Here is an 11,545-nt window from a genome sequence, read left to right on the forward strand (position 1 = left end):
CGCGGTGGTGAGGCCCCCTGAATGGTTCCGGGCCCATCGTCCCCTCCGTTCTGGAGGGACGATAGGCCCGGCGATCCGTCTGACCTCAGTTTTCAGCGAACGCGGACCTGGAAGCAGGTGCGAACAGTCTCCCCGGCCAGCAGGGTCCCCATGTTCATGGTCAGGCTGGTGTCGAGCGTGCCGTTGTCGTCGCTGGCGGCCGCCGTGTAGCTGCCCGTGGTGGTGGTCGCCGGCGAGCCAGGGGTGACGCGGGTCCACTTGATCGCCTTGCTGCTGTACGCCGCGTCGCTGGTCACGCTGGTGAGCGTCTGACTGTTGCTGTCCAGCACGTCCGTCAGGATGTACTTGGGCAGGTCGGCCCCGCCGAGGTTCTTCGTGTCGATGCAGTACTCGAGCAGCTCGGTGGGCAGGCCGGTGCTGGTGGTGCCGAACCGGGCGACGCCCGCGTTGTCCCGCTGGTCGGCCGTCACGTTGCGCACCTCCTTGCTCACCGTGGTCAGGATCAGTTTGGTGATGGCGCTGGCCGAGTTGCCCACGGTGGCGTCCGCCGAAGACTCTCCAGCGTTGCTCACCGTCGCCGTGTCGGTGAAGCTGGGCGCTCCAGCGGTGCCGGCCGCCACGCGGACATTCAACAGGGTGAGGGTCTGCGGCGTTCCAGCGGCGATGCTGCTGCTGGTGGTGCAGGTGATGACCTGGGCGCTGATGCCGCAGGTCCAGCTGCCGCTGCTGGAGGTGTAGTTGCCGGTCGCCGTCCAGCTCAGGGCGCTGGGCAGCGTGTCCGTGACGGTGGTGGTGCCGGTGGTGTTGGCGTTGGTGACCGAGACCGTCAGCGTGTAGCTGATGGTGCTGGTCGAGGCGGCCACCGGCGGATTGGTGCTGGCGACGGTGCTGGGCTTGGCGTAGGTTGGCCCGGTCAGGGCGATGGTCAGGTTCGGCGTGGCGCTCGTGGCGAAGGCACACGAGCCGCCATCGGACTGGACCGCGCTGGAGGCGGTGGCCGTCTGTATGAACGCCCCGGTGGTCAGGTCGATGGTGCCGAAGGCCCCTCCGTTCTGGTAGGCGTACAGCACACCGCTGAAGTTGAAGAACAGTGTTCCGACGGCGTTGGTGTTGTTGGCGGCCAGAGCGGCGCCCGTGCCTCTGGTGACGATGACCCCAGTCGTGGGGTTGATGATGGACACGGCGCCGGGCGTCATCGCGCCGTAAATCTGGTTGTCGAGCGGATTCACCGCGAGGTCCCACAGGGTGACGCTGGCACTCTGGTTCAGGGTGTTGACCAGGTTCAGGTTGGACAGAGGCGCATTGGCCACCAGGTCATAGCGGTAGATCACGGCATCCTGCTGCAGCTTCTTGATGTACATCACGCCGTTGCGGTCGATGGCCGCGGCCGCGACCGAGGAGCCGGTGGGGATGTTCGTGAGGGACGCGTATTCAACGGCACCGGTGCGGCCCAGACGGTACAGCCGGAAGGGCGAGCCCGAGTTCATGGCCGTGATGTTCACGGCGTAGAAGTAGCTGTCCTTGGGGTTGTACGCCAGGGCGTTCAGTGCCGGGCCGAAGCCCTGCGACCACTGCGCCACGCCGCCGCTGCCCAGGTTGTTGAGGTCCAGCATGTACATGGTGGAGAGTAGGGTCGTGGGGTCTTCGCGAATCTGGTAGAAGTTCGGGTCACAGACATAGATGCCGCCCGCGCTGCCGGCGGTGACCGTCAGGGTGGCACTCGCCGCGGCGCCCGCGGTCACCGTCACCGCGTTGACAGTGCCGGTGACATTGGCGGCAGGGATGGTGTTGGTGGCGGTGCCGACCGTCGGATTGGACGGGGTGAAGGCCACAGTGAGCTGGCAGGAGGACTGCGCCGGCACCGTTCCGGTCGTCAGCGTCAGCACGCCGGTCGCGTTCTGGGCGGCGGACGTGGTGCCACCACAGGTGTTGGCCGTGACCCGCAACAGCATCGGCGTGAGGTAGCCCATCGTGGTGGCCACGTTGTCGGTGATGCTCAGGGCGCTGACGGCCACGGGGTTGGGGTTGGTCACGGTCACGCTCAGCGTGGTGGTGTTGCCCGCCACGATGGTGGTCGGGGAAAAGGTCTTGCTGATGACCAGCGGCGCGTAGCTCACGGTGGCCGCGTCGGTGCTGCTGTTGTTGCTGGTGGCGGTGCTGCGCTCGTTGGGGTTGCTGACTGTGGCGGTGTTGGAGACGTTCGGCACGGCGGCGGCACCGACCGCCAGCCCGGTGATGGTGAAGCTGCTGCTGCCGCCCGCCGCGATCAGCGCGGTCGCAGCCGCATTGGTGCTGGTACACGTCACGACGTTGGTGAGCGAGCTGCACTGCCAGTTCGCGGCGTTGGTGCCGTTCAGCGTCACCGGGCCGTTCGGCAGGGTCAGGCCGGCGGGCAGCGTGTCGCTGATGGTAGTGGTGCCGTACAACCCGGCACCGGTAACCCCAACCGTGAAGGTGAAGCTGGCCGGCTGACTGACCGTGAAGTTCCCAGTGTGGGTCTTGGTCAGCGTCACGTCCGGCGCCAGCACCGTCACGGTATCGGTGCTGCTGTTGTTGGCGGTGGTGGTGCTGGCCTCGTTGGGGTTGCTGACCGTGGCGGTGTTCTGGACACTCGCCGCGGCCGTCGGCAGGACGGTGATGCCGGTGATGGAAAAGACGCTGCTGCCGCCCGCCGCGATCAGGGGGGTGTTCACCGCATTGGGGGTGTCGACGTTGGTGCTCTTGCAGGTGACGACGTTGCTGGCGGAAGTGCAGGCCCAGCTGGCGGCATTGGCGCCGCTCAGTGTCACCGGGCCGTTCGGCAGCGACAGGCCGGCGGGCAGCGTGTCGGTGACGGTGGTGGTGCCGTACAGGCCAGCGCCAGTGACCCCGACGGTGAAGGTGAAGCTCGCCGGCTGGCCCACCGTGAAGTTCCCGGTGTGGGTCTTGGTCAAGGTCACGTCCGGCGCGGTGGCCGTCACCTGAAAGCCGTTGGTGCTGGTGCCGTAGTCGCTGTTGTAGTGATAGCTGCTGCCCGAGAAGTCGTAGATCAGGTTGAACACACCGGCCGCGCCGCCGCTGATGACCCGCACGGTGTACACCGACGACATGTTATCGCCCACCTTGCCGCCGCTGTAGTGCGTCGGCCCGATACAGGAGCGGTAGGAAGCATTGGTGATCACGTTGTCCCACCCGCAGGCGTCTCCGTAGACGCTGCTGTTGATGGCGCCGGTGGGCGAGTTGTAGCTGGTGGCGACGTTCAGGATCTGGTACACCGAGTTGGGCAGCACCGGGAAGTTCTCCAGCTGCTCGTACCCGCCCGTCGCTGTTTTGGCGTTCAGGGTGAATTGCACCACCTGTCCCACACTCACGGTGCTGGAACCCGTGAAACTGATCACCGCGTTGCGGTTCTGGGACACCAGCTTCTCCACGAACAGCTGCCTGGGCGTGGGGGTGCTCACGGCGGTCAGACCGGTGGCACTCGCCGTGATGTGGAAGTTCTGGGTGGTGTTGTACGCCGCGGAGGTGCGCGTCACCACGATGTTGAAGTACGCGTCCTGACAGTTGGCCGGCACCTTGTTGATGGTGTTGAAATCGGTCGGCGCGGACCCGGACGGCAGGTCGTTCAGCGTCACGGTGGTCAGGCCCTGGGTGTTAAGGTAGGTGTTCCTGGTGCCGTCGAACACGAAGCTGGCCGACAGGCCGGTGGCGGTGGTATCCCCAACGTTGCAGACCCGCGCGCCGACCGGGAACGTGTCCGGACCGGCCGTGGGGTTGTTGCTGTCCAGGCCGATCACGTTCCAGCTGATGGGGGTGATGCTCAGGACCGGGGCGGCAGCGGCCAGGGCCTGCAAGCCACAGATCCAGACCAGCAGGGCCCAGACCAGCCGGCGGACCGCGGTCCCGCCGGCCACAGCCCAGAGGCTGGCGACGGAACTGTTCTTCAGGCGCTGTACACGATGCATGTTACTTGTTCCCTCCAAAGCTCTGGTCGTCGACGGTCAGGTCCAGGCGCACGTACAGGCCCGGCTTGGTATAGGTCCCGCTGCTCGGCAGGCCCTCGAAGCCCCGGAAGTTGTATCCGGCGGTGAGCCAGGTGCCGGGCAGGGCCCGCACGCTGGCCTCCAGCCCATAGCCGGCCTGGGTGCTGCTGGAGGCCGGCTGGCTCAGCAGCCGGCCCCACGCGCCCACCCCGAAGCGGTCACTCAGGTAGTAGGTACCGCCCGCCTGCGCCTGCACGGTAAAGCTGTCCGGGTCGTTCAGCAGGGTGCGGGTGTCCACGGCGCCGCGCACGGCCCAGTTGCTGCGGTGTTCCTCGGCGCTGACGCCGGCGCTCATCTCCGGCTGGGTGCCGCCCAGGCTGCCCTGCTGGTAGCGGGCGTAGCCCAGGCTGTTCAGGGTGCCGGTGCGGTACGCGTACCCGAGGCTGGCGCGTAGCCCGCTGCGGTCGGTCGTCAGCTCGCCCAGGGCGTCGGCCGTCAGCGTCAGGTTGGGCGTGACGCTGCCGGTCACGCCGCCGCGCAGCACCACCCCGAAGGTGCCGCCGCTGAAGGTGACGTCGCTGCCGGCGGTGGCGCTGACGGTGCCGGTGTGGTAATTCAGGTTGGCGCCGGCGCCCACGGTGGAGGTCTTCGCGCCCAGGTCGTACACGGCGCTGCCGCGCAGGCCCAGCGACACCCGCTCGCTGAGCGTCAGGCCGGTGCTCACGCCGAAGCGGGCGCGGTTGCCGGCCCCGGCGGCGGTGGGCAGTTCGTATCCGGCAGCGTAGTTGACGTTCCCCACCACGGCGTCGAGGCTCAGCACGGCCGCCTGGGTGATGTCGCCCGTGTCGCCGGCTCCCCAGACGATCGCGTCGGTCAGGCCCAGGCTGACCTTGTCGGTCACCCGGAACTTGGCCGTGATGTTGGTGGTCGGGTCGAGGTTGCCGGTCAGCGGCTGGGTGTGCACCACCTTCGCGTCCAACCGCCCCTGCTGGTACCCAACGCTGCCCACCGCGCCCACCCCGTAGGTGTCGCCGAAGGCGTAGCGCAGGCCGCCGCCCACCGTGAAGGGGGCCACGCGCAGCTCGGCCCGCGCGCCCACGCTGCCGCCGTCGCCGGTGAGCAGGTGGTGGTAGTCGCCGTCCAGCACGCCCTTCAGGTTGGTGCCGAAGTTCGCCTGATAGCTGGCGCCGGCGGTCAGGCCCGGATCGAAGGCGCCGAGGCCCTGGTACCCGGCCTGCTGGTAGCGCACCCGCGCGTTCAGGGTGCCGTTCGCGACCGGGGCCGAGACGTCCGCGCTGCCCTGCAGCCCGCCCGAGTACGCAAGCAGCGCCTGGCCGTGCACGGCGCCGTTGTCGTAGGTGGCGCGCGCGCCGTAGGTAGTCGCCTGGTCCAGCCGGACCGCCGCCACCCCCACCGTGTAATGCTCGCCGGTGTGCCGCACCTGCGCCCCAAAGGCGAGCGGCCGGTTGGTCTCGGCATTCAGCAGCCGGTAGCTGGCAAGCACCTGCAGGCGGTTGAGGTCCGGGTCCAGCGGCTCGATGACGCGGGTCAGGGTGATGATGCCGGTGCTGGTGTCCAGCACGTAATCCACGTCGCGCGTGAGCGTCTGACGCTTCAGGATCTTGCCGGTGTCCGGCTCCACGGTGACCAGCACCAGCGTCTCGCTGCCCTCGACAATGCCGCCGGCCGGCAGCCGCAGCAGCCGCGTGCCGCTCGGCGTGAGCGGCAGCTCCGACACCCGGTCGCGCGGCACCAGCGCCACGAAGCCCGAGACCGACGTGCTGCCCTTGCTGTAGCCGCTCAGCGCCGTGAACTGCTCGCTGACCGGCAGCACGTCCATCGGCAGGGCGGTGCGGCGGTACTGCACCCGGAAGGCCGGGTGGTCGTACAGCAGCGCGGCCGGATCGCTGCCCTGCAGCGTGACCGTCTCACTGCTGGCGTCCCCGATCACCGGGTTGCGCACCAGCGGCAGGGTGCCGGTCGGCAGCCCGTCCTTGTCGGCCACGGCGTACAGCTTGCCGCCCTGCAGCGGCCCCTCGAAGGAGGCGCGGCCCTGCCAGCTCAGGTCGCTGGAGGACAGCTGACCGTCCAGGCCCACGGTGGCGCTCAGCACACCCACCCCCACCCGCCGGTCGTCCGGGCGGATCTCGAAGGTGTGGCGCTGCACCTGGTCCCCGTTCTGCAGGTCCAGCTGCAGGGTCGTGGGGGACGCCTGCGGCTGCAGCTCCAGCACCCCCTCGCCGTTCTGCAGGCGCAGCTGGTAGCCGCTCTCGCCACTGTCGGCGTCGGGCGTGCGCGGCTCCAGGCTGGTGCGCAGCGTGACGCTCGGCATCGAGGTGAGGTTCCCTGCGGCGTCCAGCGCCCGCACCCGCACGCGGACGGGCGTGCTGCCGTCGGCGAGCAGCTGCTCGGGCCGCACCTCCAGTCGGGTGGTGCTGCCCACCAGCTGCACCGTCACAGTGTCGTTCAGGAACTTCAGGACATTCGGGCCGGCGGTGAGCGGCACGCCCACGTACACCAGCCGCTGGACGCCACGCGCGCTGTCGGTCGTGACGCTGCCGATGCTGTCCTCGCTGATCGCCCGGCCGTTGACACTCAGGGTGGGGACCGGCCCCAGCGGCGCGTCCACCACCACACTGATGCGGTCGCGGATGCGCAGCACCGACCCCTGAAGCGGCAGCCGGATGGCGCCCTCGTTCTCGGCGTCGGGCGCCGTCTCGGTCAGCGGGGTGGCCGCCGCCAGGTCGGCCGGGTCCAGCACGCCCTGCAGCAGCTCGCGCGGGGCCGCTTCCGGGCGGGCCAGCAGCGCGGGGGCGTCCAGCACGCCCAGGGCGTCCTGGTGCGTCAGCCGGTAGCTGAGCTGACCCTGCTGCAGCTGGATGCCGCTCACCGGCAACACCCAGTAGAGGGTGCCGCTGGCGCCGCGCAGCGGATCGGGGAGGGCCTGCCCGTTCAGGCGGCTGCTGCCCGGCACGAAGCTGGCGCCCGCCGGGGGCCGGTGGGCGATCACCAGGTCGCCACTCCGGGCCGGCGCGCTGTACGGCAGCGTCACGGTGCTCTCGCGCGACACGCTCGGCGCGGGGCGCGGCTCGGGGGCGGGCGTGACCGGGGTGGCCGGGGCCACGGCCGTCAGGGTGCCGCCGACCGTCTGCGGGGCGGAGCACGCCCGGCTGTCGAGCCGCGCCTGTAGGGTGTGGGTGCCGGGCGCAGTGACGCGGACCCGGTAGCTCAGCTCGCGCGCCTCTCCGGCCGCCAGGGTGCCCTGGAAGTCGGGGGCGTCCACGGCCTCCAGGCCATCGCTGGGCGTGTCGTGCAGCACGAACGCCATCGGCTGCGCGGCGGTGTTGCGGACCGTCAGGTGCACCGTCCGCGTGTCGCCCACCTGGGCCGGCTCCAGCGGCGCGCGGCTCAGCTGCAGGCGGGTGGCCGTGGGCAGGACATTCACCCGGACGCTCTGCAGCTGCCCCCAGGGAAAGAGCCGGGCCAGCACGGTCAGCGGCCCGGCGGCGGTCGCCACCCCGGTCACGCTCAGGGCGCCCGGCTGGGCCGCGCTGAAGGTGCCACGCTGCTCGGTGGCGCCCTGCAGCCGCAGGCCGGGGACGTCCAGCGTCAGCTGCAGCGGCAGCGCCCCGGCGTAGGCGGTGCTGGCGCGCGCGCGCAGCGTCACCGTGTCACCGACGCACACCTCGGTCTTGTCCGCCTCCACGCTCAGTGCCACCTGCGGGCGGACCTCCACCCGCGCGTCGCTGAGCCCGCCCTGCGGCACCGCCAGGGCGGAGCGGTCGAGCGCCACCTCAGCGCCCGGAATCGGCGCCACGCTGAGCGGATACTCGCCGGCCGGCACCCGCTGGGTGAGGCTGCCCACCACCCGCAGCGTCTGCTGGCCCACCGTCACGTCGGCGCTGGTCGGCTGCACGCTGCCGGGCAGCACCAGTTCGGCCGTCACGCGCAGCTGTCCGGTCTGGTCCACCCGGGTCAGGGTCAGCGGGGTGCTGGCGCCGGCCCGCATCAGGCTGATGCCGACCGAGTTCGAGTGCTGCCGCGCCGCGCCAGCCTGCCGCAACTCGATCACGTAGCGGCCCGCCGCCTGCGGGAGCGGCAGGTCGGTCCAGGCGAGGTCGCCGCTGACCGGCAGCGGGGTGACGCGGCCCTGCTCATCGCGCACCCGCGCCTCCAGTTCACCGGGGCCGTCGCCGTCGTACATCCGCACCACGTAGGGCGCGGCGCCATCGGTGGTGACGTTCACGGCCGGCACCCAGTCCTGGGCGTGGATGGTGACGGTGAGGCGGTCCGACTGCATGTCGGCGCTCAGGCCGGTCAGCCGCACCGCGAAGGTGTTCTTGCCGTTGCCGCTGGTCTGGGCGCTCAGCCGGTAGTGCCCGGCGGGCAGCTCCTGGTCCAGCAGGGTGTCCCAGGCGTGGCTGCCCGGCGTGAAGGTGCGCCGCACCACCACCGTGCCGTCGTCGGCGAGCACGCTGAAGGTGGTGGTGACGGCCGGGCCGCCGTACACCTCATCGCCGTAGAAGCGGTCGCTGCGGTAGTCGGCCGGGTCCACGCGCGGGCTGTACAGGTCCAGCCGGATCCGGCCGCCGACCGCCACATTGAGGTTCAGCGTCTGGTCACCCACCGTCCACATCAGCCGGTCGCCGACGCTGGTCAGCGGCAGGCTGGTGTCCACGCCCTGCGCGCGGGCGGCCGGGCCGGCGGCCAGCAGGGCGGTGAGGGCGGTCAGGGCCGCCAGGACGAGTTTGCCTTCTGCGTTCACGTTTAGTACCTCCAGCTCACATCGGGGTCGGTGGTGGCGGCCCGGTCTGCCCCGACGCCGTTGAAACGGTAGGTGAGAGAGGTTTCACCTGCGCTTAACGTACCGCTGTAAGTATTTCTGCCTTCTTTCAGAACGGCCCCGTCCGGCAGCGGGTCGGTGAGCGTCACCGCCTCAAGCGTCCGGGGGCTCTGGATCGTCAGCGTCACCCGGTAGCCGTCGCCGTCCGGCACCACGACCTTGTCGATGCGGACGTCCCCCACCGTCAGGGTGGTGCGGCGCAGCACGTCGATGGCCGAGGGCAGCGGCTCCAGCGGGAAGTCCACGCTGGTGAGCCCGCGCACCTCCACCGTCTGCGTGCCGCGCAGGCCGCCGTCGGCCGGCATCGGCCGCGCCGGGTAGGGGGTGCTGCCGGGGTCCAGACGCAGCGCCTGAAGGCCGTACGGCACGTTGGTGAAGTGGTAGCGGCCCGAGCGGTCGGTCAGGGTCAGCCGGCCGCCGGCCAGCAGCACGCGTGCCCGCTCGACCGGGGTGTCCACGCCCGCATCGAAAATGCCGTTGCGGTTGCGGTCGATAAACACCACCCCGATCAGGTCGCCGAGCGGCGCGAACTTCAGGGGCGCCAGCGTGGCGGTCGCCACCGCCTGGTTGCTGCTGATGGCCCGCGCGGTGCCGCCGGCCCCGATGCCGACCACCTGCACGGTGTTGACCAGCGTGCCCGTCGCCTCCGGCGTGACGCGCGTGGCGTAGGTGATCACCACCTCGCCCCCGGCCGGGATGCGGTCCACGGTCCAGCGCAGGACCCGCGCCGTGGTGTCCGGATCGGGGAACGCCTGGCCATCCAGGGTACTGGTGCCGGCGACGTACTGCAGGCCCACGGCTGGCGTGTCGGTCACGAGCGCGTCCACGATGTCGGTGGTGGGCGAGTGGTTGCGGATGCGCAGGGTGTAGACCAGCCGGTCCCCGAAGGTGGCCTGGGCGGCGCTCGACACCTTGGTCACGCTGAGGCTCGCGCTCCAGACCGGCGTCACCACCTCGTTGCTCGGCACGGCGGCCGGCAGCTCGCTGCTGGTCAGCTGACCGGTGTTCTTCAGCACCTCCCCGTCGAGGGCGCGCTCCGTCACCACGACCCGGACCGTGACCGTGCGGGTCTCGCCCGGCTGCAGGGTGCCGAGCGCCCACTGGACCGTCTGGGCGCCGGACGTGCCGGTCACGCTGCCGCCACCGGACGCCTCCACCTCGTCGGTATGGGCCGGCAGCGGATCGCTCAGGACCACGCCGGTCAGCGGCTGGGCGTAGGGATTGCGGACCGTCAGGGTGTAGGTGATGAATTCCCCGCTGGCCACCGTGACGCCCGGGGCCACGCTGCTGCTCTTGTGCACCTCCGGCAGGCCGGCCTCCAGCGCCTGCACCACGTCACGGGTGCGGTTGCTGGTGCCGCGGGCGCCGGTGGCGGTGACCAGCGCGTCCAGCGCCCCGGCCTGGTCGGCGGCGTAGCAGACGCGCACCGGCGTGCTGGCGCCGGGGTCGAGGGTCAGCGGCTGGACCAGCGGCGCGCCGCTGGCAGACAGCAGCGTGGCGGTCGCGTGGCCCTGGGTGTCCTGCACCGTGAGGGTGTAGCTGTCCTGCACGTCGCCGGTGTTCTTCAGGGTGTGGTCGAAGCAGATGAGCTGCCCCACCACCCCGAAGCTGCGCGTCTGGGTATCGCTGGGCGAGTCTTCCGGCGCCTCCGGCACGCCGAGCGGCCCGATGGCCACCGCCGGCTGGTAGCGCACGTCGGCGGTGGCGGTGCTGGCGACGTCCTTGCCGCCGGTGGTGGCGGTGGCGACGTTCGGGATCATGTGGTTCTCGGCGCTGGCGCCCGCCAGCATCCGGAAGCTCAGGTTCAGCTGCGCGCCGGCCGGCAGGCTGGCCACGCGCACGCGCACGCCCTGCACCGGGGTCGGCTCGGCCGCGCCCCAGGTGGTGCCGTCCGCCGTGTACTCCAGCGTGGCCCCGGCCGCGCCGCTCACCGCCGCGCTGCCCGGCACGAAGCTCAGGCCCTGGCTCAACTGCGCGGCCAGCGGGTCGCTGAGCAGCAGCTCGCGGCTGTCACCCTGGCCGTTGTTGCTGGCCTTCACCGTGACGGTCGTCTCGCTGCCGGGCCGTACCAGCGCCGGGCTGAAGGTCTTCTGCACCGTCAGCTCGGGCGGCGGGCCCACCGTCACGCGGCTGACGTTGTTGCTGTCCTGCGCGCCACCCGAGCAGGCACCGATCAGGTTGACGAACGCGTCGCCGCGCGCCGCGTCGGTGGTGCGGACCACCAGCAGCACCTGTGCGCTGCCGTCCGCGGGCAGCGTGACGCTGCTGATCTGCGGCTCCCCGCCGTCGAGCCGGCCGTTGCCGTTCAGGTCCTGATACACCGCGGTGGTGGGGGCAAACGCGCTGGTCGCCTCCACCGCGCCGATGAGCGGCAGGGTGGCCGGCGCGTTGCCGGCGTTCACCACCGTGTACGGGAAGGTGGTCTGCTCGCCGGGCAGCAGGACCGCCTGCTGGCCGGCTGCGGCCACGGTGCCGTCCGGAGACACGCTGACCGCACAGATCGCCTGGACCACACTGCTGACCGTGTTGCTCTGCGCTTCGGTGACGTCGCCGGGCGCCACCGGGTCGAAGGTGCCGGTGGCGACGTTGGTGATGACGGTGCCGGCCGGCGTCCCGACGGCAGCCGCGCGCGGCAGGCCGAGGCCCACGATCAGCGCCAGCACGGCGGTCATGAGCGGAGCGGATGGTCTGAACAGCTGGTTCACAGGCGGGGACTCCTTGCGGAACGATGGGGTCTGAA

The 11,545-nt window shown here is 70.9% G+C and carries 3 protein-coding genes; all 3 read right to left on the reverse strand.

Features of this window, described 5'->3' with window-relative positions; genetic code table 11:
• Window positions 1–92 precede the first annotated feature (92 nt).
• From ABOD76_RS08065 to ABOD76_RS08075, 3 genes are read right to left on the reverse strand one after another with little or no spacing between them, the layout of a single operon-like run.
• Window positions 93–3,944 (reverse strand): beta strand repeat-containing protein, encoded by a 3,852-nt coding sequence (locus ABOD76_RS08065; protein WP_350244302.1) that lies wholly within the window; start codon window positions 3,942–3,944, stop codon window positions 93–95.
• 1 nt (window position 3,945) lies between these two features.
• A complete protein-coding gene (locus ABOD76_RS08070) occupies window positions 3,946–8,727 on the reverse strand; it encodes a DUF11 domain-containing protein (protein ID WP_350244304.1) in 4,782 nt (1,593 codons plus the stop codon).
• Between the two features lie 2 nt (window positions 8,728–8,729).
• Complete coding sequence (locus ABOD76_RS08075; protein ID WP_350244305.1) at window positions 8,730–11,477, reverse strand: DUF11 domain-containing protein; 2,748 nt, start codon at window positions 11,475–11,477, stop codon at window positions 8,730–8,732.
• Window positions 11,478–11,545: the final 68 nt, after the last annotated feature.

The sequence above is a fragment of the Deinococcus sonorensis KR-87 genome (assembly GCF_040256395.1).
GTDB classification, from domain to species: domain Bacteria; phylum Deinococcota; class Deinococci; order Deinococcales; family Deinococcaceae; genus Deinococcus; species Deinococcus sonorensis.

Excerpts from the sequence above, each read along its gene's own strand:
- ABOD76_RS08075 (WP_350244305.1), bottom strand. The coding sequence starts at position 11,477 with ATGACCGCCGTGCTGGCGCTGATCGTGGGCCTCGGCCTGCCGCGCGCG.
- ABOD76_RS08065 (WP_350244302.1), bottom strand. The coding sequence starts at position 3,944 with ATGCATCGTGTACAGCGCCTGAAGAACAGTTCCGTCGCCAGCCTCTGG.